The sequence below is a fragment of the Rhodococcus sp. USK13 genome (assembly GCF_018343855.1).
GTDB classification, from domain to species: Bacteria; Actinomycetota; Actinomycetes; order Mycobacteriales; family Mycobacteriaceae; genus Rhodococcus_F; species Rhodococcus_F oxybenzonivorans.
This window is the reverse complement of the sequence record NZ_CP069242.1, coordinates 7,058,994-7,082,271: the sequence shown is the minus strand read 5'-3', so window position 1 is coordinate 7,082,271 and position 23,278 is coordinate 7,058,994. Positions and strand designations below refer to the sequence as shown.

General features: G+C 65.9%; 22 protein-coding genes. 12 read left to right on the top strand and 10 right to left on the bottom strand.

The features are described 5' to 3' along the window. Positions 1 to 12: 12 nt before the first annotated feature. From JQT59_RS35130 to JQT59_RS35110, 5 genes are read left to right on the top strand one after another with little or no spacing between them, the layout of a single operon-like run. Positions 13 to 1,053: an acyl-CoA dehydrogenase family protein gene (locus tag JQT59_RS35130; protein ID WP_213574275.1), complete on the top strand. Its 1,041-nt coding sequence runs from the start codon at positions 13 to 15 to the stop codon at positions 1,051 to 1,053. After that, a complete protein-coding gene (locus tag JQT59_RS35125) occupies positions 1,038 to 2,189 on the top strand; it encodes an acyl-CoA dehydrogenase family protein (protein ID WP_109326545.1) in 1,152 nt (383 codons plus the stop codon). Before JQT59_RS35130 ends, JQT59_RS35125 begins: the two co-directional genes overlap by 16 nt. A 14-nt stretch (positions 2,190 to 2,203) precedes the next feature. Continuing rightward, complete coding sequence (locus tag JQT59_RS35120; protein WP_213574273.1) at positions 2,204 to 3,211, top strand: bifunctional MaoC family dehydratase N-terminal/OB-fold nucleic acid binding domain-containing protein; 1,008 nt, start codon at positions 2,204 to 2,206, stop codon at positions 3,209 to 3,211. Next, entirely contained in the window at positions 3,211 to 3,633 is a 423-nt protein-coding gene (locus JQT59_RS35115) for a MaoC family dehydratase (RefSeq protein ID WP_213574271.1), read from the top strand. Before JQT59_RS35120 ends, JQT59_RS35115 begins: the two co-directional genes overlap by 1 nt. Continuing rightward, complete coding sequence (locus tag JQT59_RS35110) at positions 3,630 to 4,799, top strand: lipid-transfer protein (protein ID WP_213574269.1); 1,170 nt, start codon at positions 3,630 to 3,632, stop codon at positions 4,797 to 4,799. The genes JQT59_RS35115 and JQT59_RS35110 overlap by 4 nt, the downstream gene beginning before the upstream one ends. Here the strand turns inward: JQT59_RS35110 and JQT59_RS35105 are convergent. Further along, complete coding sequence (locus JQT59_RS35105; RefSeq protein ID WP_213574267.1) at positions 4,750 to 5,880, bottom strand: flavin-containing monooxygenase; 1,131 nt, start codon at positions 5,878 to 5,880, stop codon at positions 4,750 to 4,752. The two genes, JQT59_RS35110 and JQT59_RS35105, sit on opposite strands and share 50 nt — an antisense overlap. Positions 5,881 to 5,992: 112 nt before the next feature. Continuing rightward, positions 5,993 to 7,639, bottom strand: a complete 1,647-nt coding sequence (locus JQT59_RS35100; protein WP_213574266.1) for a helix-turn-helix transcriptional regulator — start codon at positions 7,637 to 7,639, stop codon at positions 5,993 to 5,995. A gap of 216 nt (positions 7,640 to 7,855) precedes the next feature. Here JQT59_RS35100 and JQT59_RS35095 point away from each other — a divergent pair, with 216 nt between their 5' ends. Beyond that, on the top strand, positions 7,856 to 8,812 hold the full coding sequence (locus JQT59_RS35095; RefSeq protein WP_213574264.1) for an ATP-binding cassette domain-containing protein: 957 nt from the start codon (positions 7,856 to 7,858) through the stop codon (positions 8,810 to 8,812). Next, a complete protein-coding gene (locus JQT59_RS35090; protein ID WP_374436226.1) occupies positions 8,809 to 9,630 on the top strand; it encodes an ABC transporter permease in 822 nt (273 codons plus the stop codon). The genes JQT59_RS35095 and JQT59_RS35090 overlap by 4 nt, the downstream gene beginning before the upstream one ends. A 78-nt stretch (positions 9,631 to 9,708) precedes the next feature. On the opposite strand, the gene JQT59_RS35085 is transcribed toward JQT59_RS35090, so the two are convergent. After that, the gene (locus JQT59_RS35085; protein WP_213574262.1) at positions 9,709 to 10,281 is read right to left on the bottom strand and encodes a nucleotidyltransferase family protein; all 573 of its coding nucleotides are present in this window, start codon (positions 10,279 to 10,281) and stop codon (positions 9,709 to 9,711) included. Positions 10,282 to 10,499: 218 nt separating this feature from the next. On the opposite strand from JQT59_RS35085, the gene JQT59_RS35080 reads away from it, so the two are divergent. The 4 genes from JQT59_RS35080 to JQT59_RS35065 all read left to right on the top strand — a co-directional run bounded on the left by JQT59_RS35080 (position 10,500) and on the right by JQT59_RS35065 (position 13,751). Continuing rightward, positions 10,500 to 11,441, top strand: coding sequence for an alpha/beta fold hydrolase (locus JQT59_RS35080; protein WP_213574260.1), 942 nt, complete (start codon positions 10,500 to 10,502; stop codon positions 11,439 to 11,441). A 94-nt stretch (positions 11,442 to 11,535) separates the two neighbouring features. Continuing rightward, complete coding sequence (locus tag JQT59_RS35075) at positions 11,536 to 12,009, top strand: RrF2 family transcriptional regulator (RefSeq protein ID WP_159919072.1); 474 nt, start codon at positions 11,536 to 11,538, stop codon at positions 12,007 to 12,009. Between the two features lies 1 nt (position 12,010). Then, complete coding sequence (locus JQT59_RS35070) at positions 12,011 to 13,234, top strand: globin domain-containing protein (protein WP_213574258.1); 1,224 nt, start codon at positions 12,011 to 12,013, stop codon at positions 13,232 to 13,234. 91 nt (positions 13,235 to 13,325) lie between these two features. After that, positions 13,326 to 13,751: a hypothetical protein gene (locus tag JQT59_RS35065; protein WP_213574256.1), complete on the top strand. Its 426-nt coding sequence runs from the start codon at positions 13,326 to 13,328 to the stop codon at positions 13,749 to 13,751. A gap of 22 nt (positions 13,752 to 13,773) precedes the next feature. Here the strand turns inward: JQT59_RS35065 and JQT59_RS35060 are convergent, their stop codons facing one another. Next, positions 13,774 to 14,691 (bottom strand): LysR family transcriptional regulator, encoded by a 918-nt coding sequence (locus JQT59_RS35060; RefSeq protein WP_213574254.1) that lies wholly within the window; start codon positions 14,689 to 14,691, stop codon positions 13,774 to 13,776. Positions 14,692 to 14,843: 152 nt separating this feature from the next. On the opposite strand from JQT59_RS35060, the gene JQT59_RS35055 reads away from it, so the two are divergent. Further along, a complete protein-coding gene (locus JQT59_RS35055) occupies positions 14,844 to 16,142 on the top strand; it encodes an NAD(P)/FAD-dependent oxidoreductase (protein ID WP_213574252.1) in 1,299 nt (432 codons plus the stop codon). Here the strand turns inward: JQT59_RS35055 and JQT59_RS35050 are convergent. The 6 genes from JQT59_RS35050 to uraD all read right to left on the bottom strand — a co-directional run bounded on the left by JQT59_RS35050 (position 16,139) and on the right by uraD (position 23,057). After that, positions 16,139 to 17,551, bottom strand: coding sequence for an amidohydrolase family protein (locus JQT59_RS35050; protein ID WP_213574250.1), 1,413 nt, complete (start codon positions 17,549 to 17,551; stop codon positions 16,139 to 16,141). The genes JQT59_RS35055 and JQT59_RS35050 overlap by 4 nt on opposite strands. 121 nt (positions 17,552 to 17,672) lie before the next feature. Next, positions 17,673 to 20,408 carry a molybdopterin-dependent oxidoreductase gene (locus JQT59_RS35045; RefSeq protein WP_213574248.1) on the bottom strand — a complete coding sequence of 912 codons (2,736 nt, stop codon included), beginning with the start codon at positions 20,406 to 20,408 and terminating at the stop codon, positions 17,673 to 17,675. Next, positions 20,405 to 21,214, bottom strand: a complete 810-nt coding sequence (locus tag JQT59_RS35040) for an FAD binding domain-containing protein (protein ID WP_213574246.1) — start codon at positions 21,212 to 21,214, stop codon at positions 20,405 to 20,407. The genes JQT59_RS35045 and JQT59_RS35040 overlap by 4 nt, the downstream gene beginning before the upstream one ends. Before the next feature lie 69 nt (positions 21,215 to 21,283). Next, a complete protein-coding gene (pucL, locus tag JQT59_RS35035; RefSeq protein WP_213574244.1) occupies positions 21,284 to 22,213 on the bottom strand; it encodes a factor-independent urate hydroxylase in 930 nt (309 codons plus the stop codon). Between the two features lie 2 nt (positions 22,214 to 22,215). Next, complete coding sequence (uraH, locus tag JQT59_RS35030; protein WP_159919078.1) at positions 22,216 to 22,545, bottom strand: hydroxyisourate hydrolase; 330 nt, start codon at positions 22,543 to 22,545, stop codon at positions 22,216 to 22,218. Further along, positions 22,545 to 23,057 (bottom strand): 2-oxo-4-hydroxy-4-carboxy-5-ureidoimidazoline decarboxylase, encoded by a 513-nt coding sequence (uraD, locus tag JQT59_RS35025; RefSeq protein WP_213574242.1) that lies wholly within the window; start codon positions 23,055 to 23,057, stop codon positions 22,545 to 22,547. Before uraD ends, uraH begins: the two co-directional genes overlap by 1 nt. Between the last annotated feature and the right edge of the window lie 221 nt (positions 23,058 to 23,278).

Genomic DNA, 23,278 nt, shown 5'->3' with positions numbered 1-23,278 from the left:
TGGGAATGCCAGGTGGACTTCACCCGAGACGAGACTCAGGAGGCGATCGCCCAGGTTGCGAGGGGACTTCTGGACCGCGACCTCGAGGGCGACGATCTGTGGCGCGCCTTTGCCGAGGCCGACCTACTCACACTCGCGTTACCCGAACGTCTCGGTGGGGAGGGCCTCTCGGTCACCGACGTCGGTGCGCTGCTCACCGAGGTCGGGCGCAGGGCGGCGGTCGTCCCCGCCCTCGCGACGCTGGGCTTCGGGGTGTTGCCCCTCGTTGCGCTCGGTGACGAGAGGCAACAGGACGAGTTGCTGAGCGGGCTCGCGGACGGACGAACCTTCACCGCGGCGCTCGCCGAGCCCGGGAGGCCGTTCCCGGCGCCGCCGTCGGTGACCGCGGTGGCGGAGGGGGGCGACTACCTCGTCACCGGACGCGTCGTGGCCGTCCCCTATGCGGACGGTGCTCACCGCATCCTCGTGCCGACCGACGCCGGCGTCGTGTTGGTGCAGCCGGGGTCGGACGGGGTGTCGCTGACTCCGGCACCCTCGTCGTCCGGCAGTCCCGAATTCGCTGTCACCTTCGACGGAGCGAGGGGTGAACTCCTCGCCGGTGGACCGGAAGCGGTCCAGCAGCTCTATCGGATCGCCCTCGCCTCCATCGGTGCCGTGGCCGACGGGTTGCTCTCGGGAGCAACATTTCTGGCGGGCGAGCATCTCGCCACCCGGCATCAGTTCGGCAAGCCGCTGGCGACGTTTCAGGCGGTCGCCCAGCAGATCGCCGACGTCTATGTCACCTCCCGCACCTTGCACGTGTCCGCACTGTCGGCATCGTGGCGGGTGTCGCAGGGGCTCGACGCTCAGGACGACCTCGATGTGATGGCGTACTGGATCGCCGCGGAGGTTCCCGCAGCCATGCAGGTGCTGCACCACCTCCACGGCGGAATCGGCGTCGACGTCACCTATCCGCTGCACCGCTATTACTCGACTGCCAAAGACCTGGCACGCCTCGTCGGCGGCGCCTCGTACCGACTCGACCTCGTGGGGGCCCGGTGTTCATCGATCTGACCGACGAGCAGCGCGAGTTGCAAGCGGAACTACGTCGTTACTTCTCGGGCCTCGTCACGCCTGCCGAGGCCGAGATCATGCGCACCGAACGGCACGGCCCCACCTACCGTGAGGTGATCCGGCGGATGGGCAAGGACGGCTGGCTCGGCGTGGGCTGGCCCGTGGAATTCGGCGGCCGCGGATTCGGCGAGATCGAACAGCAGATTTTCGTGAACGAGGCGACGCGCGCGGACATTCCACTTCCGGCGGTCACCTTGCAAACGGTGGGCCCGACCCTCCAGAAATACGGAACGGACGAGCAGAAACGCAAGTTCCTCCCGGCAATCCTTGCGGGCGAAGTGCATTTCGCGATCGGCTATACCGAACCTGAGGCCGGGACCGACCTCGCGGCACTGCGGACCACGGCCGTCCGGGTGGGCGACGAATACATCGTGAACGGCCAGAAGATCTTCACCACGGGCGGCCACGACGCCGACTACCTGTGGCTCGCCGTCCGGACGGGTTCGGCGGATTCGCGTCACCGTGGGATCTCGATCCTGATCATGGACACGAAAGATCCGGGCTACAGCTGGACACCGATCATCACCTGCGACGGAGCCCATCACGTCAACGCCACCTACTACTCCGATGTTCGAGTACCGGTGAATATGCTTGTGGGTGAGGAGAACCAGGGGTGGCGACTGATCACGACCCAGCTCAACCACGAGCGGGTGATGCTGGGGCCGGCGGGCCGCGTGGGTGGCCTCTACGACCGCATTCGCGACTGGGTGGTCGCCCACGGTCTGCTCGCCGAGCCCGACGTGCGGCGTGCGCTCGGAGAGATCCACGCAACGTATCGGCTGAACGAACTGCTCAACTGGCAGGTCGCCTCGAGTGACGCGGAGGCGATCGACATTGCCGACGCTTCGGCAACGAAAGTGTTTGCCACCGAGCGGATCCAGCGCATCGGAAGGCTCGTGGAGGAGATCATCGGACGCTACGGTGACCCGTCCGACCCGGATACGGCCCACCTGATGACCTGGCTCGACATGCAGACGAAGCGAAACCTGGTCATCACTTTCGGTGGGGGAGTCAACGAGGTGATGCGCGAACTGATCGCGACGGCAGGCCTGAAGCTTCCCCGAGTACCGCGATAGGAGCGCCGCGCATCATGAGTGCCGAACAGATCCTCGCTGCAGCAGAGAAGGTCCGATCCGCCGGTCCCAGCGCACCGCGGCCCGGGCGGGACCCGATCAACCTTCCGATGATTCGCAACTGGGTAGAGGCGATCGGCGACCGGAACCCCATCTACGTCGACGAGGACGCCGCGCGGGCAGCAGGCCACGACGGTATCGTCGCCCCACCGGCGATGGCGCAGGTATGGACCATGCAGGGGCTGCACGCCGAACGCCAGCCCGACGACCCGCTGGGCCGCATGACGACCATCCTCGACGAGGCCGGGTACACGTCCGTCGTCGCCACCAACTGTGATCAGACCTACCACCGCTACCTGCGGCTCGGCGAGAAGGTCACCATCTCCACGACCCTCGAAGACGTCGTGGGACCGAAGAAGACCGGCCTCGGCGAGGGGTGGTTCTTCACCACCCGTAGCCGGTGGACAGTCGCGGACGACGAGGGCGCCGACGAGCTGGTCGCCGAGATGCTTTTCCGCATCCTGAAGTTCGCCCCGGAACCCGCTGAACCGGTGGCACCTTCGGTGAACGGTCAGGGCGCGTCCTTCGACGACCTGGACCCGTCGAGGATGATGCGGCCCAGCGCATCTCGGGATACCCAATTCTTCTGGGACGGTGTCGCCGCGCACGAATTGCGTATCCAGAAGCGGGCGGACGGTTCCCTGCAGCATCCGCCGGTACCGGCGCTGTGGAAGGACAAGGCGGAGTCGACGGACTACCTCGTGGCCTCCGGCCGCGGCACCGTGTTCAGTTTCGTCGTTCATCACGCGCCGAAGGTGCCGGGGCGCTCACTGCCGTTCGTGGTGGCCCTCGTCGAACTCGAGGAGGGTGTCCGCATGCTGGGTGAACTGCGCGGCGTGGAGCCCTCCGTGGTGAGGGTGGGAATGCCCGTGGAGGCGATCTACCTCGACTTTCCCGGCGACGACGACACCGGCGGGGCGCCATGGACCCTGTACGCGTGGCAGCCTGCGACGAAGGAGCACTGATGACCTCTACTCTCGACGTCACGATCGGCACCACCCTGCCGGAGCTCGCGATTGCAGGCGATCCCACCTTCGTGGTGTCGTCCGCGCTCGCCACCCGCGATTTTCAGGACGTCCACCACGACCGCGATCTGGCGCAGAAGCGAGGGTCGAAGGACATCTTCGTGAACATCCTCACCGACACCGGTCTGGTGCAGCGATTCGTGACCGACTGGGCAGGTCCGACCGCCGTCATCAAGTCGATCGCGCTCCGGCTCGGAGTTCCGTGGTACGCCTACGACACCTTGACGCTCAGCGGGACGGTGGCCGCGATCGACAACGGTGTCGTCAGCCTCGATGTGGTCGGTAAGAACTCGCTCGGTAACCACATCACATCACAGGTGACGCTCGTGGTGAACGGAACCACGAACGGAGCCGGGGCATGAAGGGATTGTCGGGGAAGGCTGTCATCGCCGGCATCGGCGCCACCGATTTCTCGAAGGATTCCGGTCGCAGCGAATTGCGGTTGGCTGCCGAGGCGGTGCTCGCGGCACTGGACGATGCCGGCCTGACACCGGCCGACGTCGACGGGCTCACCTCGTTCACCATGGATACCAATACCGAGGCGGCCGTGGCACGTTCGGTCGGAATCCTGGACCTGAAATTCTTCAGCCGCATCCACTACGGCGGCGGAGCGGCGTGTGCGACCGTGCAGCAGGCCGCGATGGCCGTGGCCACCGGGGTCGCGGACGTGGTGGTGGCGTACCGGGCATTCAACGAGCGTTCCGGAATGCGGTTCGGCCAGGTGAACTCGGGTCTGGTGCAGCAGGTGAATTCCTCGGGGACCGACAACGCGTTCTCGTACCCGCACGGCCTGTCCACTCCGGCCGCATTCGTCGCGATGGTGGCCCAGCGCTACATGCACGAGTACGGCGCGACGAGTGCCGACTTCGGCCGGATCGCCGTCACCGACCGGAAGCACGCGGCCAACAACCCGCAGGCCTTCTTCTACGGCAAGCCGATCACCCTCGAGGATCACCAGAACTCCCGGTTCATCGCCGAACCCCTGCACCTCCTCGACTGCTGTCAGGAGTCCGACGGCGGCATCGCGATTGTGGTCACCTCGCCCGAGCGAGCCAGGAATTTGAAGCAGAAACCCGCTGTGATCTCGGCAGCAGCGCAGGGGAGCGGCAGCGACCAGTACATCATGACCAGCTATTACCGGCCCGAACTCGCGGGACTACCGGAAATGGCACTGGTGGGCAGGCAGCTGTGGGAACAGGCGGGGCTCGGGCCGCAGGACATCGATATGGCGGTGCTCTACGACCACTTCACTCCTTACGTATTGATGCAGCTCGAGGAACTCGGATTCTGCGGCCGCGGCGAGGCCAAAGATTTCATCGCCGACGGCGCCATCGACATCGGCGGCCGGCTACCCCTCAACACTCACGGCGGCCAGCTCGGCGAGGCCTACATCCACGGGATGAACGGCATCGCCGAGGGCGTCCGGCAGATCCGCGGCACGTCGGTGAACCAGGTGAAGGACGTGCAGCACGTGCTCGTCACCGCGGGGACGGGTGTCCCGACGTCAGGTCTGGTGCTGACCGCCTGACTATCGGCCTGTTATTCCGCCGGGCAATGTGTTTCGCGACGTACTCGGCGTCTCTGCCGACACCGCCGGTGAGCATCGAGGCGAACGCCCGGAGGAACGGGAGACCCACGAAGTACAGTCCGGGATGGTCCGGCGAGACACCACGGGATTGCTCGGGCCAACCGTCGGCGCCGGTCACCGGGATCCGGATCCACGAGGTGTCCTTGGTGAAACCCGTGCACCAGACAATGTTTCGGACGTCCAGTTCGGATCCGTCGTCGAGGACGGGCCTGCCGTCGCGCACGGCCGTGACCTTCGCGGGGAAGTGTTCCACCCCGGCATCGGCAAGGTCGGCTCGCTTGACCCGTAGGAGTGGGCCGCCGCCGGACCGGACGTGCGGGCGCATCTTCCGTCCCATCGGAGTGCGTTCCGTGAGAATGTGATTGGCCATGAACCACATGATCGGGATCGCAATGTGCGCGGCGCGTCCCTCGATGTCGAACGGCAACTCGCCGCGGACAGGGCCGCAGATCGTGGTCCGATGTGCAGCAGAAACCTCCAACGCGATGTCCGCGCCGGAGTGGCTGCACCCGACCACCAGCACGGGTCCGTCCTGCAACTGGGCGGGGTTGCGGTAGTCGCTGGAGTGCAGTTGCCTGATCCGGGGGTCGAGTTGCTCGGCGAGATCCGGGATCACAGGTGTCTGCCAGGTGCCGGACGCCACCACGACATTGGTGGCCTCGAAAGTCCCGGCCCCGGATGTGACGACGTACCCGTCGCCGCTCCGCGAAAGCCCGTCCACCGTGACACCGGTGCGAACAGGGAGGGAGAATCTGTCTGCATACGCCTCGAAGTAATCGGCCACCTCGTCTTTGCCGGGCCATGTCCACGAACGTGTGGGAATGCCCCAACCGGGCAAGCCGTCGTATTTGGCTGGGCTGTAGAGACGGAGCGAGTCGAACCGCTCCCGCCATACGTCACCCACCCGGTCGTGGGCGTCGAGAATGACGAACCGCTGCTCGAGCCTGGCGAGGTGGTATCCGGTCGCGAGACCGGCCTGCCCGGCGCCGATCACGATCGTGTCGAACTGTTCTGTAGTCATGGTCATTGCCTCTTCGTCGAGGGTGGAAATCGTCAGCTACGACGCTATGACCGCACCCGGCCGAGGGGCTTCGGGAGAATGATGCAGAATTCTCCACCCGGCATGGGTAGTTCTATGCAGACGGCTCCACGAGACGATGCTCGTAGGCATACGCGGTCGCAGCGGAGCGGGAAGAGATTCCCAGTTTGAGGAAGATGTTGCTCATATGCCGGGCCACCGTCTTCTCGCTGAGGAACAGGTCCTCGGCGACGGCGCGATTCGTCTTCCCCGCGGCCACGAGGCGGAGCACATTCAGCTCACGTGGAGTCAGGGGCGAAGCCGAGGATTCGGTTCCGACTTCCGTCCGTACCCGTTCCAGATCGGGAGCGGCCGCCAGGTCGCGGTAGATCGCGGCGGCGAGATCGAACTCCATCCGTGCGGTGTCCACGTCGCCGAGCTCGCGGCACGCCCGCCCGATCAGCTCCCGCACGCGTGCCGCCTCGTACGGCGCACCGATCAGGTTCCACCGTTCCCACGCCTCGCGGAGGACGGCCACTGCGTTCTGCGCCCGGGATTCTCCGAGCAGAACCGACCCCGAAGCCTGCGCCGCCACGGCGTGGAGGTAAGGGATGTCGAGGCGTGCGGCGAGCGTGTCGAGGGCTGCTGCGGCGGCGCGGGCCGACGGGACATCGTGTGCGGCGAGCATGATCTCGACGCATGCCGGGAGGAGTCGTGCCTGCTCGAGTGGGTCGAGCGTCTCGTCGACCTCACGCCGGATGCAGGCCACCGCGCTGCCTATCCGGCCCTGCATCATTCGCAGCAGGGCAAGCCCGGGCCGCGGCGGCCTACCCCACTTGTTCGCTTCCGTGTACAACTTTTCGGCCTGCGCGAACTCACCGCGCAGTCGATGAAGCTCAGCCATCAGATAGCTGGCGGACCCCACCGCGGCGTGCACCGTCGGCTGGGTGAGTCTTCGGTGTGCATGCCGGGCCGCCTCCATGGACTCCGCCCACGCGCCCTGCAGTAGCAGGATCTCGGCGCGGTGGACGAGGCATTGGCCGCGGTAGGGCACCAGGTCCGGCTGCGCCGAACACCACCGCGTCAGTGCGGCAGTCCATTCTTGCGAGCGGCGCAGGTCGAAAATGCGCTGACACTGTTCGATCACAGCGCAATACACGATCCCGGTGACGATGGGAGACACCTCCTCGGACGTCACCCGGATCATTGCCTCGTCGAAGGCCGCAACGCCGTCGAGGTGGCGCCCCAGCACGATGAGCGCATGACCTGTCCCGAGCGCGCCCAGCGAGATGAGGTCGGGGTCGGCGAACCGTTCACCGATGACTGCTGCAGTGGAGAACACCTCCCGCGCTGCGGCGCCGTCTCCCTCGGCCAGGCGCTGGAGTCCCAGGGGGACCAGGAGGTAGCCGCGTTCGGGGCAGTCGACACCCGTGGTGTCCAGTAGCTTCTGGGCCCTGCCCAGCCAGCCGCCACCGCGAACCTGCTCACCCCTGAGGGACAGGGCAAGTCCCAGCCAGAATGCGCAGCGTGCCGCACTTACAGGATCGCTGCTGCGTCCCCACTGGTTCACGGCCCGAGTCCAGAACTCGGTAGCGGCGTCGTCCTCACCGATCAGATAGGCGGCGACCGCGAGTCGCTCGAGATCCGAACCCCCGAGCGGTTCCTGCCGATCGGCGATCGACAGTTGGGTGTAGGCGACGCTCCAGTCCCGCCGGGTGTAGGCCTCGCGGCCGGCCCGGAGCGCCGACGTGTCGTCGGACATCACCTTCTCCTGCCGGTTTCGCAGTGTCGTGGAGGCGCTCGCATCCAGATTACCGCCGCGCTCGCTGCCCTCGCGTGGTCGCTGTGGAGTCGTCGCATCGCGCCTGAAGACGGGTTCTAGGTCCGCAGACCAGGAGGCGGGGGTCCTAATATTCCCTGCACCCTGTCGGCGCCTCGAGTCACACTGGGTTCACACGCCGAGGAACGGGGAGTTCTGATGGTCGACGCGATCGCAGCCGAGGGGCTGGTGAAACGGTACGGAAAGGTCACCGCGCTCGGCGGTGTAGATCTCGCGGTCCGCGCGGGCAGCGTCATGGCCCTGCTGGGGCCGAACGGTGCAGGCAAGACCACCGCGGTTCGCGTCTTCACCACCCTTCTCGTCCCGGACGAAGGATGGGCCCGGGTGGCGGGTCTCGACGTCATCCACGATGCCCGGGCTCTTCGGTCGCGGATCGGTGCGTCCGGCCAGTACGCCGCGGTCGACGAATACCTCACCGGTTTCGAGAACCTCGAGATGGTGGGCAGGCTCTATCACCTCGGTGCCAAGCGAAGCAAAGCCCGGGCCCGCGAGTTGCTCGAACAGTTCGATCTGGTGGAAGCCGGCGATCGGCCCGTGAAGGGTTACTCCGGCGGCATGAGACGCCGCCTCGACCTGGCGGGCGCGCTGGTGGCCGAACCGGAGGTTCTTTTTCTCGACGAACCCACCACCGGACTGGATCCCCGGGCCCGGCTCGGATTGTGGGACGTCATCGACAGCCTCGTGGCCAAGGGCACCACCCTGCTGCTCACCACTCAGTACATGGAGGAGGCGGAGCGGCTCGCCGATCAGATCGCCGTCATCGACCGCGGCAGCGTGATCGCGCGTGGGACCGCCGACGAGCTGAAGGATCGCGTCGGTGGTGAGCGCATCGAACTGACCGTCCGGGAAGGTGCCGATCTCGAGGTGGTCCGAAACGAACTCACACCGCTGGCCGCCGGGCCGATCACCATCGAAGACAACGTCCGCCGGGTCACCGTCCCCGTGTCCGGGGGTTCGGACGCACTGGTCGAGGCCCTGGGGCGGCTGTCCGATCGCGGGGTGAAGGTATTCGATGTGGGGTTGCGCCGGCCCACGCTCGACGACGTCTTCCTGACCCTCACCGGGCACGAGGCCGAGGAGGAACAAGTCCCATGACCGCACCACCGACCACCGCCCCGATGCACACCGCACTCGCCGACGGTCTCACCATCGCCAAGCGCAACATGATCAAGATCAAACGGGTGCCCGACCTCATCGTCTTCACCACGCTGTCGCCGATCATGTTCGTGCTGCTGTTCGCATACGTATTCGGAAGTGCCATCGAAGTTCCCGGGATGTCGTATCGCGAGTTCCTCATCGCCGGAATTTTCACCCAGACGGTCATCTTCGGGGCGACGTGGACCGGACTCGGCATGGTCGAGGATGTGCAGAAGGGGATCATCGACCGGTTTCGATCGCTCCCGATGGCGCCGTCAGCGGTTCTCCTGGGACGGACGTCCACCGACGTGCTGATCAACATCGTCAGTCTCGTGGTGATGTCGCTGACGGGTCTCGTCATCGGATGGCGTATCCACTCGAGTGTGGGTGAGGCCGTACTCGGCTACCTGCTTCTGCTGCTGTTCGCCTATGCGTTGTCGTGGGTGATGGCGGTGGTGGGGCTGTGGATCCGCACTCCCGAAGTGTTCAACAATGCCAGCTTCATCGTCATCTTCCCGTTGTCCTTCGTCGCGAACACGTTCGTCGAAACCACCAACCTGCCGGGACCGCTCAAAGTGATCGCGGAGTGGAACCCGGTGTCCGCACTCACCCAGGCCGTGCGCGAATTGTTCGGAAACACGAACCCCGCCATGGCAGTTCCCGACGCCTGGCCATTGCAGAATCCCGTGATCGCCTCGCTGGCATGGACGGCGGTACTGCTCGTCATCTTCGTTCCGTTCGCGATCCGGCGTTACAAGAAGGCAGTCAGCCGCTGACTCGTCGCCGGCTGCCGCTGCTCCCGGTGATTGCCGCTGCGCTGTTGCACCAACGGGGGAAGGGCCACGGGGCTGCAATTAATCGCGGGAATCGACGTCCCGGCCGGTTCCGAGGTCGGAGCAGTCCACCATCTCGGCTCCGTGAGCGGCGAGGTACTGCCTCGCGCCGGTGTCGCCGCTGAGGCTGTGGCGTAGAGCTTTCCAGTGGTCGCGGCCGATGAGGACGGGATGTCCGGGTGCGTCGGTGTAACGGGCTTGCCGCAAGGCGGATCGTGCGCTGCCGGGCGGAACGGAGGCGATACGGCGTACAGCGTCGGCGTCCAGGTCGGGCAGATCGACGAGGGTGATGACGACGGCGTCGACGTCGCCGAACGTTTCCGCAACCTCCAAACCTCGTCGCAGCGACGCCGACATGCCCCGCTGCCAGTCTTTCGCCACACCCACGACCACCGGTACGCCGTCGGGTAGCAGACTCTCGGCCTCGTCGGCGCGGGCGCCGAGGACTACGACGACGGGACGGCATCCGGCCTCCGCGAGGATGCGCACGCCACGCCCCAGCCACGGTTCTCCGTCGCCGCCGACGACGAGCGCCTTGGTCATACCCATCCGCGAGCCACCCCCCGCGGCGAGCAGCACGCCCCCGATCGTCACGGCTGAACGACCGCGGCCCGCTCGGCCGTCGACACCGCGATCGGCTCGCTGTCGGCGTCCTCGGAACTGGCAGCTGAGTACGGCACGCGTTCACGCTACTTCTCCTTCGAGAAGTTGGCTCCGGGGCCTGGGGGAACAGCGGTCGTAGACTGACCGGCACCGGCCTCCGGACAGCGAGAGGCGCGACGCCGAGACGACGCATCGAAGGGGATGGACGCATGCTTGATCCGAAACGAGGCGGCTCGCCGGCCGGTCAGACGTTCGCGCGGTCGTGGGGTGGCTCGGGCAGTGTCATCGACATCGACGGACCCGTCCACTGGGTCGAGTACGGCGATCCGCACGCAGGGTCGCTGCCGGTGGTGATGGTGCACGGCCTCGGTGGGTCCCACCTCAACTGGGTTCGGGTGGCCCCGGCGTTGGCGGAACGGACGCGGGTTCTGACGGTGGATCTCCCGGGTTTCGGGCTCAGCCCGGCGGGGAAACGTCAGACGGGGATTCCCGCCAACGTGGCGGTACTTCACCGCTTCCTCACCGAGGTGGTGGGTGGACCGGTGATCCTGATGGGCAATTCCATGGGCGGCATGATCTCGATGTTCGAGGCGTCCGCCCACCCCGACGCTGTTGCTGCACTCGTGCTCGTCGACCCGGCGCTTCCTGCGGCGCAACGGATGCCGCATCCGCGGATCGCTGCGCAGTTCGCGATGTACATGACGCCCTTCGTCGGGGAGCGTTACCTCCAGTATTCGAGCCGGCGGATGACCGACCGTCAGCTGGTCGAGCGGGTCATCGACCTGTGCTTCGCCGATCCCGCACGGGCCTCCGAGGACGTCCTCGAGGCAGCGACCGAGCTGGCGAAGTACCGGCGCGAGCAGCCCTCGCAAGATGCCGCGTTCCTGCAGGCGAGCCGTTCACTGATGCGGGTGATGGCGCGTCCGCAGCGTTACCTGCAGGCCATGCGCGCCCTCGAACAACCGGTTCTCCTGCTCCACGGTGACCGCGACCGCCTGGTTCCGGTCGCCGCGGCGCGCAAGGTCGCTGCCGACAACCCGCGGTGGGACACCGTCGTACTGCCCGGCGTCGGGCACACCCCACAACTCGAGATGCCGGACGCGGTACTCGAACACGTGCTGACCTGGATCGACCGGCACGGGCTCGTTTAGCGTCTTCGCTCCCTTCCCGGGTGTCGCCGGCAGCCGGCAGGTAACCTCACTCACATAATCGCATTCGAGATGCGAATTAATGTACGTTCGGATCATGCAGCTCACCCGGTTCACCGATCTCGGCTTGCGGGTCGTCATGCGCCTGGCCGTCGCGGCAGAGGGGGACCGTCCGGGGAGCCGTCAGGTCGCCGAGGAATTGGCGGTGTCCTACACGCACGCGACAAAAGTGATCACCCGGCTCGCTGAACTCGGCATCGTCGACGCGCGCCGTGGCCGCGGGGGCGGCCTCGCCATCACCGAACTCGGCCGCACCGCCTCTGTCGGGTGGCTCGCCCGCCGCCTCGAGGGAGACGGGGAGGTGGTCGAATGCGACGGCGCCCAGCCGTGTCCGCTGCGGTCGGGTTGCCGGCTGCGGTCGGCGCTGCGCCGTGCGCAGGAAGCGTTCTTCGCGTCGCTCGACACTGTCACCATCGACGACCTCACCCAATCACCGACCCGCGCCGTCCTGCTCGGACTGCCCCGGCCGGCCGACACAGATTTCCAGTTCTCTTCCGCGATCGGAGAATGACATGCTCTCGCCCACTTCCACGGAAATCATCCGCGCCACGCTGCCCGTGGTCGGTGCCGCCATCGGCGACATCACCAGCCTGTTCTACCGCAAGATGTTTGCCGCCCACCCCGACCTCGAACGCGACTTGTTCAACCGGGGCAACCAGAAGCAGGGTGGTCAGCAGAAAGCGTTGGCGGGTGCGATCGCCGCGTTCGCGGCTCTGCAGCTGGAACCCGATCAGGCGCGCGTCGATTTGATCCTCTCGCGGATCGCGAACAAACATGCCTCGCTGGGAATCGAGCCCGCCCAGTACGCGATCGTGCACACCCATCTGTTCGATGCCATCGTCGAGGTGCTCGGTGACGCTGTCACTCCGGAGGTGGCCGCCGCCTGGGACGAGGTGTACTGGACGATGGCCGAGACCCTGATCGCGATGGAAGCCGGTCTCTACCGCGCAGCGGGGGTCGCGCCCGGTGACGTCTGGCGGCAGGTGCGTGTCCGTGAGCGCCGTCACGAGTCCGCCGACACCGTCTCCTTCGTGCTCACCTCGGTGGACGGTGGGTCCCTGCCCGCCTTCGCCCCGGGGCAGTATCTGTCGGTGGGAGTTCACCTTTCCGATGGAGCCCGGCAGATCCGCCAGTACAGCCTCTCGTCCGCTCCGTCGCACCAGGACTGGCGGATCACCGTCAAGCGGGTGGACGGGCAGCTGCTGTCGGACGGATCGCACTCGCCCGCGGGCGAAGTGTCGAACTTCCTGTACCGCAATGTTTTCGAGAATGACCTACTGGACGTGACGACCCCGTTCGGTGACCTGGTTCTGCAGGACGACGACGCGCCGCTGCTGCTGATCTCGGCCGGCATCGGGTGTACGCCGATGATGGGCATGCTCAGCCACCTCGCCGACACCGAGGACACCCGCCCGATCTCGGTGCTGCACGCCGACCGCTCGCCCAGTAACCACGCCCACCGGGCGGAGTTGACCGAACTCGTCGAGCGGCTGCCGTTCGCGGTCATGCACCGCTGGTACGAGGACCTCGGCGCGCGTCGCCCCGAGGCAGACCTGCGGAAGGGGCGAGCCGACCTCGGGGAGATCACGGTCGCCCCCGGCACCCGGGCCTATCTCTGTGGGCCGCTGCCCTTCATGCTGGGCATGCGCGAAGCCTTGCTCGAGAAAGATGTTGCGGCCGAGAACATTCACTACGAGGTTTTCGGCCCGGACAGCTGGGCGGCCGCCCCGGCATGAACGGCACCTCACCCGCACACCTCGGTACACGAGCAGGGTGTGCAGCCGTCTCGGTGGCGGGTGAGTTCGACTGCACCGGAAAGGACATCAGATGACTACCGCGCACGCCGTAGCAGTCGCCGTGACCTTCGTGTGGCTCGGAATGGTGGTGGCGATCTCGTTTGTGGAGGCGCCGCTGAAGTTCCGGGCACCCGGGGTCACGGTTCGAGTGGGACTGGGTATCGGTCGACTCGTCTTCCGTGCCCTCAATTTCATCGAAATACTGTGGGCGGCAGCACTGGTTGCCGCGATCGTCGTCGACGCCCCACCCGTCCATGTCATAGTCGTGGCGATGGCGGCGGTCGCGGTGCTCGTCGTGCAGTTGGCCGTTGTGCGGCCCACGCTGACGCGTCGGTCCGACCGGATCCTTGCCGGTGAAGAAGCCCCGCGCTCTCGCGCACACTGGGTGTATGTCGGATTGGAGTCGGTGAAGGTGCTCGCCCTCCTGATCACCGGAATATTCCTTCTCGGCCAGTAGGTCGCGCGCCGATCCTGCCGGCCTAACTGTCGGCTGGGGATTCGGCGTCGGCAGCTCCCCGTGATCCTGCGATCGACTGTGCGAGGGCACGAAACAAGTGAGTGAGTTCGGGGCGGGTTGCCGTTCCGCTGCGGACTACCCCGCACACCGGGATGCGCAGGAGGTCGTGCGACTCGCGCATGAAACTGAGCCCGCGCCGGGGAGTCGCGTCGGCGGTGTCGGCGTACAACACGGTCCACGACAGGGGAGTGGTGAGGACGTCGAGGGTGGCCGTGTGGTCGCTGGGAATCGAGGGCCCGAGCTTCACGCGTTGCCCGACTTGCCGGAAGGCATCCTCGACCACGGTGTGGATCAGCACCTGACTACTGCGCGGCGGCAGCAGGAGCGGATAGGGTGCCAGTTCGCTGAGGTCGACGGTCGAAAACTTGGACAGCGGATGTTGAGCCGAGGTGACGATCACCAGATCCTCGAGGCCGAATTCGATTGTTTCGAGTCCTGGTCTGTCGACGCCGCCGCGGATCAGGGCCAGGTCTGCATCACCGGACGCCACCGCAGTCATGCGGTCGGTGAAATCCTTGATGACGAATTCGATGTCGAGCTGTGGGAACTCCTCGCGCACAAGGGATATCGCCTCCAAGCTTTGGGTGGCGAAGCTCATGCTGGCGCTGATTCGCAGCCGATTGCGGGGGTCGAGTCCCACCGAGAGTGCGCGCGCCTCGAGGCTCATCATTTCTGCCGCGATCGGCATGAGGCGTTCGCCGGCCGCGGTCAGGCGCGTCGCACGGGTGGACCGTTCGAGTAGGGCCGTGCCGAGTTCGTGCTCGAGCTTGGCTATCTGGTGGCTGATTGCCGACTGCGAGATGAAGCATCGCTCCGCCGCGCGGGAAAAACTGCCTTCTTCACCGACCGCGAGGAAGTAGCGCAACTGCCGGAACTCCATGACCCCAGGCTACAGCGTCGACGAGCATTTATGAGCGATCGAGATAACACAATTTCGATTTCCCCAGGTTATTGGCAATCAGGCTCATCGGATCCATAAGGTGGGCTCATACGCAACGCTAAGCACAGGAACGCTGGCAGAGGAGGTTTTCGGTGGATCGCACACAGGTCGTCATCGTGGGATCGGGTTTCGGCGCCCTCGCGGCAGCGAAGAAGCTCGGCAAGGCAGGCACGCCGTTCGTGCTGATTTCCGAGACCACCGAGCACCTCTTCCAGCCACTGCTCTACCAGGTGGCCACTGGTGTGCTCTCGCCCGGCGAGATCGCGCCGTCCATCCGCGCCATCCTCGCCAAGTATCCCAGTGGTGACGTCCGGCTCGGCCGTGTCGTCGACGTCGACCCGGACAAGCGCGAGGTGGTCTACGAGGCAGGCGGGATTCGCCACACCCTCGGCTACGACACTCTGATCGCCGCGACGGGTGCTCGTCAGGCGTACTTCGGCCGCGACGAGTTCGCCGAGGTCACGTACGCCCTCAAGACGGTCGCCGACGCCGACCGGTTGCGCCGCCAGATCGTCCGCTGCTTCGAAGAGGCGCACACTACGTCGGACCCGGAACGTCGCCGGGATCTGCTCCACTTCATCGTGATCGGCGCGGGGCCCACCGGGGTCGAACTGGCAGGTCAGATCAAGGAACTAGCGGGACGCTACTTCGAGAAGTCGCTGCGGGACGTTACCGCCGAGGACGTCACCGTGACCCTCGTCGAGGGTGCGGGGGAGACGCTGCCCGTGTTCGGCGGCAAGCTCAGCAAGTACACGCAGGACTCCCTCGAGCGTGCAGGGGTCGAGGTGGTCCTCGGCACCATGGTGACCGATATCGACGAGCACGGTGCCACTCTGTCGTCGCCCGGTAACGGGTTCGAGAAGCGACTGACGGCGGAGACGATCATCTGGTCGGCCGGCATTCAGGCCAACGACTTCGCGGCGGTGCTCGCGGAACGGACCGGGTGTGAGACCGGCCGCGGCGGTCGACTGCTGGTCGACGAGGACCTCACCGTGGGCCGCTACGACGACATCTATGCCATCGGCGACATGGCTTCGCTGAACAACCTGCCGGCTCAGTCGCCGTTCGCGATGCAGGGTGGCCGTCACGTCGCGGCGATCATCAACGGAAAGCGGGCCGGCGGAACACCCTTCACCTATCGGGACAAGGGCAGCATGGCGATCATCAACCGGTTCCGCGCGATCACCCGCGTCGGCAAGATCGAGTTGACCGGTGTACTCGCCTGGTTCCTGTGGCTTGCCGTCCACCTCGTCTACCTGGTCGGATTCCGGAACCGCTACGTGGCAGTGATGTCGTGGTGTGGCTCGTTCCTCGGTCATCGGCGCCCGCACTTCCACTACGCGCAGGAGATCGAACCTGCCGACTCCAACGAGCTGGACCGAGCGGCCTAGAACTCAGGACGCCCGGCCCGCCGGCCCGCGACATAGACCTCGGCGATGGAGGTATCGCGTATCCCCATCAAGAGCGCGAACAGGGTCTGATCGCGGGCCAGGGCGGGGTCGGCGGCGCGGATGCCGTGGCGCAGTAGCCCGTCGAGCGCCGGGGTGCCGGACGGATCGACGACGACGAAGTCGGCTTCCTTACCGACGTCGAAGTTACCGAATCGGTTCTCCATGTCCAAGGCTCTGGCACCGCCGAGGGTACCGATGAACAGCATTTCGGCCGGATGCATCGATACTCCGTCGTCCCCGGGTTCGTTGATGTGCACTTTGAACGCATCGCCGAGCACCCGCGGGATCAACCATTCGTCGCCGCCGCCGAAATCTGTGCCCGCGGAAATGTTGACACCCGAGGCGACCGTCCGCTTCCACGGCATCGTTCCGGATCCCAGGAACAGCTGCGAGACCGGACAGTGCGAGACGGACGTACCGGTCTCGGCCATCCGTTCGAGCTCGACATCCTGACAGTGCACGCAGTGCGCGAGGATGGTACGTCGGCCCAGCAGGCTCTTCCCGCCCACCTGGGAGCCGGGCAAAAACTTCCCGTCGTAGGTGTCCAGGTATGAATTCACCCCGTACACCTCTTTGGTCGAGTCCACCTCTCCGGTTCCCGGGCGATTGTTCTCGTTGAGATGCGAGTGCACATACACCCCACGGTCCCGTACTTCGTCGTACAGTTCCCCGAGGTTTTTCAGGGTCTCGGTCGTCACCGACAACGAGAACCGCGGGACGATAGCCACATGCAACAGTGCGGTGGCGACATCACCGGTGTCCGCGCCGTGCCACTTGTCGATCTCTTCGCGGGTCAACCGGATCGCATCGTCTTCGGATGTCATCAGTGGCTGGGCGGTGCCGATACCGACAGTCTGAATGCCGCGGCCGCTGACGATACGAAGACCGGCCTTCTTCGTCTCGGTGAATAGGGCGTCCTGTGCATGCGGAAACGCCGACCCGAATACCATCGCGGCCGTAGTGCCCGCCGAGATGCGACGTTGGGTGAATTCGACGGCCGCTTGCTGCGCGAACTCCGGATCGGCGAACTTCGTTTCCGACGGGAACATGCACAGGGTCAGCCATTCCAGCAGTTGTCCGCCGCCGTAGGAGTCGCCGGCGTAGGTCTGCGGGAAATGGATGTGGGTGTCGACGAACCCCGGCAACAAGAACCCCGGCCGGTGGTCGTGCACGGTGCCGGACTCATATTCCGACGGAATCTCGGTTCGGTCGCCGCAGAACGCGATTCGCCCGGAATCGTCCAGGACCAGTGCGCCGTCGGGAATCGGTACGAGAGCGGCCGCGGCTTCGGTCACTGTCGGTGCGCCGGCGATGTGGAAGATGTGCCCGAGGTGGATGTGCGTTGCCATGTGATGAACTCCCGTCCAGTAGCGGCCAGTACTCACAATGCCACCGATCCGACCCATATCGTGGCGAAACAGACCGAGCACCCGACAGTACAAACAGTTGCAAGTGCACAACCGGGACGGGCTACGGGGCCTCGATGTGACCGACATGGGCCGTGGTCATCTCTCGCCACACCCGTGCCGGAGTCATCGGCAACCGTCGCAAGCGAACGCCGGTGGCGTCGGCAATGGCGTTGGCCAAGGCCGGGGCCACCGGGTTGTACGGCGACTCGCTCATGGATTTGGCGCCCAGTGGACCTAATTGGTCGTAGGTGTCCGCGAAATACACCTCGGTCTCGGGAATGTCGGCCAGTTGAGGGATGTGATAGTTCCTCAGCTGAGGTCCCAGGACCGTTCCGGCGCCGTCGAGGCGGATCTCTTCATACAGCGCACTGCCGATCGCCTGAGCTACGCCTCCCTCGACCTGCCCACGGCACTGCTGCGGATTGAGGACGGTCCCTGCGTCGGCGGACTGGACCGACTGCAGAATTCGTACCTCACCGGTGACCATGTCGACGGCGACCCGGAATGCATGCACGTTGAAGACCACTGAGCGGGGAGTGCCGTCGTGCCGACCCTCGGCTCGAAGAACGCCCTCGGCTGCGAGCTTGTCCCATTCGATCACTTGGGTGCCGATCCGGACGCCCTCCGGTGTCAGCGAGCATTCCGCGTCCTCGGCGACTCCGGCGATGCGGCGCGCGGTTTCGGACAGAAGTGCGCGCAGACTGTTGCACGCCTGATCGACTGCCTTTCCGGCAACCACACTTCCGGCCGACCCGAACGCTCCCGTGTCGTGCCCCGTGAGGTCGGTGTCGGACTGGCGGATGATGATTCGATCGGTGGTGGTGCCGAGCGCGGTTGCCGCGAGCTGCGCGTGCACGGTCGTGGTTCCGTTGCCGAATTCGGCGGTGCCTACCCGCACTTCGTAGTGGCCGCCCGCGACGAGAGTGCAGGACGCTTCCGCGAAGTGCCCACGCGGCGGAATGGTTGCGATCATGGACGCCGCCATGCCCTCGCCGACTTTCCATCGCGCGCCCCTGGGTGGGGTAACTCCATTGCCCCGGCGCAGGGCTGCCTCGGCGAGGTCGAGACATTGGTCGAGCCCGTAACTCCCGTAGGTGAGGTCGTCGTGCGCCACCTCGGCTTCGACGAAGTCGTCCCCCGGAACGATCACGTTGCGGCGGCGGAAGTCGAAGGGGTCGATGCCCAGCTTTCGGGCAAGCTCGTCCAACGCCGACTCGATACCGAAAATGACCTGTCCGAGCCCGTATCCGCGGAAGGCGCCCGACGGCAGGTTGTTGGTGTAGACGGCTCGGGCATCGACCCGCTTGTTGGGGGAGCGGTACAGCGCGACGGACTCTCCGCAGCTGTGGAACATCACCCCCGCGGAATGATTCCCGTAGGCTCCGGCGTCCGACAGCACGTCCACGGCGAGCGCAGTCAGCCTTCCTTCTCCATCGGCCCCGGCCCGCACCGCGACCCGCATGGGATGGCGGCACGGCGCGGTGGTGAACTGGTCCGAGCGGGTGAATTCATACTGCACGGGCTTACCGGTGCGCAAAACCGCAAGTGCAACGAGGTCCTCGACGAGCATTTCTTGTTTGGCGCCGAATCCACCGCCGATTCGGGCGGTGAACACCCGGACCCCGGAACGGTCCAGCGCGAAGAGTCGTGCCAGTTCGTCGCGTACGAGGAAGGGAACCTGAGTGCTGCTCCGGAGGGTCAGGCGCCCCTCGTCGTCGAGCCAGCCGATCGCGGAATGCGTCTCCAGATGGACGTGTTGCACGCGCTGCGTCTGCCACGTCCCCTCGACCACCGCACCCGACGCCCTGGCCGCCGCGAGTCCCGCCTCGAGGTCGCCGACCTCACCGTGTAACTCTGCCACCAGGTTGCGGGTGGGATCCGCGATGCGCGACTCGGCGCCCTTGTCGGAGTGGAGTAGGGGCGCGCCTGCTCGGTGTGCCAGGTCCGGGTCGAATACAGGCTTCAGAATGTCGTAGTCGACGTCGATCAATTCCGCTGCGCGGCGGGCAATGTCGACCGAGTCGGCGACCACCGCCGCGACACGCTGTCCGACGAACCGCAGCACGGTGTCGAAGACGTAGGTGTCGTCCGGGTCGTCGGTGCGCAGTTCGTGACGTGCGGTGGAGAAGGCGATGTCCGGGCTGTCTCGGTGGGTGAGTACCGCGTGGACGCCGGGCACTCCCTCCGCCGCGGCGGTGTCGATGCGGGTGATCCGCGCATGGGCGTGCGGGCTGCCGAGGACGTGGACGTGGAGCAATCCCTGGACCCTGACATCGAGGGTGTACGGTTCGGCCCCGCATACCACCCGGGTGGCGGCGGGGGCAGGAATCGAACGGCCGGAGGAGTGACCGCTCGAGTCGTCCTCGGTGGTGCAGATTCCGCCGACTGCATCCCGGATCGCGCGGTAACCCGTGCAGCGGCAAAGGTTTCCCTTCAGGGCGCGGGGAAGGTCGGCCCGTTGATCGGCGGTGAGCGCAGAAGCAGTAACTACCATTCCTGGAGTGCAGAAACCGCACTGGAAGCCGGCCGCAGCGACGAACTGCTCCTGGACGGGATGGAGTCGCTCGGGGCTCCCCAGCCCCGCGGCCGTCGTCACCTCGAGGCCCTCGGCACGGTGCGCCGGAATGACGCACGAATGCACGGGGTGACCGTCGAGCAACACCGTGCAGGCGCCGCAATCACCGGCGTCGCACCCCTTCTTGACCGCGAAAATCTCGTGGTCCCGCAACAGCGTGCGCAGGCACTGACCGGGCCGCGGGTCGGCGTTCACCGGCTGCCCGTCGACGGTGAACTTCATGCCAGTTCCTCCCTGATCTCCTCCGCGAGGACGGCGGTGACGTGGCGCCGCCAGTCGGCGACACCGTGTGCGTCCGTGAAGTACGACTCGAGTGGAATATGTTCCGCCAGTGCAGTGTCGAGTGCGTGAAAGTCGGGAACGTCGGGGAAGCGCAGTACGAACGGGCGTAGGGTCGACGCGGTGACGGCGAGCGTGAATCCGTCCGGTCCGAGTCGTCCCGCCAGGAGTGCGCCGGACCGGCCGAGCGGTGAATAGGCGATCTTGCGGAGCGTCGTGCGGCTCCGGAGTGCCGATCCCGGGAAATGAATGCTGCGGATCAGTTCGCCTGGATTCAGCAAGGTGCACCCGGCGCCGGTAACGAAGTCGAGCACCGGGATTCGCCGTTCGCTCCCGTCGGGCGCCCAGAGCAGCACCTCGGCGTCGAGTGCGCAGCATGCGGTGATCATGGCGCCTGCCGGCAGTCCGAGCGCGAGATTTCCCCCGACGGTGGCGGTGTGCCAGATCTTCCACGACGCGACGAGTGCTTCGGCGCACGGACGGAACAGGCTGGTTCCGTTCCATTGATCGGGATATGCGGTGTGGCAGAGCGTTTCGATGGTGCACGTGGCGGCCACCTCGAGCTCGTCGGGCTGCACCGTGACTGCCTGCCAGCCCAGGGTAGTGAGATCTACCAGGTGGGTGAGGCCCGGTTGCGGTTCCGAGTACAACCAGGTTCCGCCGGCCAGGTACGCCGATCCCGGTTCCGGCACGGGAAGTTCCGCGCGCGTGCGCGGTGTGGCGATGTCGGTGACGAACGAGAGGTCCACGGTGTCACCCTCCCACGCTCGACCACCGTGCGCCCGTCGACGAGCAATTCCTCGGGGGGCCGGTCGGCGTCAACTCAGCCAACCTGCGTAGGCAGACCACGCCGGCCCGGGGTCCGGAGCGTCGGAACGCTGGACCGTCGCCTGGATCAGGCCGTAGGGGCGGTCGGCGGCGTGGAACACCTCGTTGTCGTTCTCCACACCGAAGCGCCCGAGGTCGTGCGCGAAGTGGTGCTTGTTGGGCGCAGACAGACGCACCTCCGCGAGCAAGGGACAGCGCTCGAGGACTGCCTTGCCGATTTCGTAGAGTGTCTGCTGCAGGGCCAACGAATGCACCGTCGCGAATGTGGACACAATCTGTTCCTTGATGTCGGTGTACACGCTGTTCCAGTCGACCTCGGTGGTGACAAACCGCCATTGCACGACGAGTGACGTGGCCATCACCCGGTCGTGGGTCTCTTCGAGGACGGTGTACTCGTCCTTCAGGAACCCGAAGAACTCGCTACCCGTGGATTTGAGAATCACCAGATCCTTCAGGCCCCCGACCACCCATGTTCCTTCGGCGTCGACCGTGACGGCCGCGGTACGCACCTCCTCGCCCTTCCGCACCCAGGTGTGATCGTGCTCGGCACCCTCGACCACGGCCCGCGCCCACGAGTACTCCTCGATCTCGATGCGCGCGCCCTCGACAGGTTGGACGTCGTTCACGAAATGCCGCGCCAACGCCAGTCCGTACTCCTCGATGGAATCGAGTCCCTTCTCCTTCGCGTAGGAGAAGGCGGTCTGCTTCTGACTATCCGTGGGCAGCACGGTGCTCTGATCACCCTCGAGGTGAGCGGCGGAGAAGTCACCTCGGAGACAGGTGGAGACGCTCACGTCCCGGATCTCGTGCCGAGGGGTGTCGCGGTAGATTCGGACGATCCGGTTCTCGGCCTTCCCATACTGGTTCTTACCCAGGACGATCTTGCCCCCGAGGTGGGGGCCGTTGTTCGGATTACTCACGTTCAGCTCCCGCGATAGGTGGAATAGCCGTAGGGGGACAACAACAACGGAACGTGGTAGCCACGCTGGGGATATCTCAACTCGAAGGTGACGGTCACCACCGGGTAGAAGGTGTCCTGGCCGCGCCGACCGAAATAGTCACCGGTGTCGAACACGAGGCAATACGTCTCCGCAATCAGGCCCTCGGGTGCGATCTCGGGGATGCGGCCGTCGACGCCGGTCATCGCGGAGGCGATCGGTTCACCCTCGAGGGATTCGAGTCGCACGTGCAGTCCGGCTGCCGGCTCACCGGTCGTTGCGTCCAGCACGTGCGTGCTGAGGATTCTGGTCATCAACGTCCTCCTTCGATGGAGTGGTTCAGCAACCGTACGAGACGCAGCCGGTTGATCGCGGCGAGTTCCGCCCGTAGAACCCTGCGCTCGGTGCTGCTGTCGTTGTCGAGGCGTCGGTGCAGCACGTCGAGCAGTTCCTGCGCGGAACGCTCGGACGCGCACACGAGGTAGACGTGCCCGAACTTTCTCTCGTACTCCTCGTTTCCCGCGCGAAGTTTCGCCCGCAACTCGCGGTCGGCGGAAGCGACTGCGGACTGCTCACGCGCCGACGACGCGTTGTCGGGGCGGTCGCCGATGCGCGGATGCCCGGCCAACGCCTCGTCGATCTCGGCTTCGGTGAGTTCGGCGAGAACCTCGTCGGCGCGGGCATAGAGCTCTTCGGCTGTCCGGAACGGCCGCGCGGCGGCCACCCGGCGCGCCCACACCGTCGACGAACAACACTCGGTCAGCAAGGCGACGGCCTGCTCGTCGCTCCACTCGTTCACTGTGCTCAGGCCGGGCGGTTCGGTCATCGGTGCTCCTCCCGTGCGCCTTTCTGGTACCTCTGGCTACCACAAAGGCGCACAGGTGGCGCGTCGACTTACCGATCCAGTTACACCCGAGCGATTTGACGACCTTATGTAGGTTATGCAACCCTACGTAAGTTGTCCCACGGGGTGTAACCACGCAGGGCACACGTAGTCGGTCACCGGAGCAAGAGTCGTCTCGCCGCTCCTAGTAGATAAGAGAACGA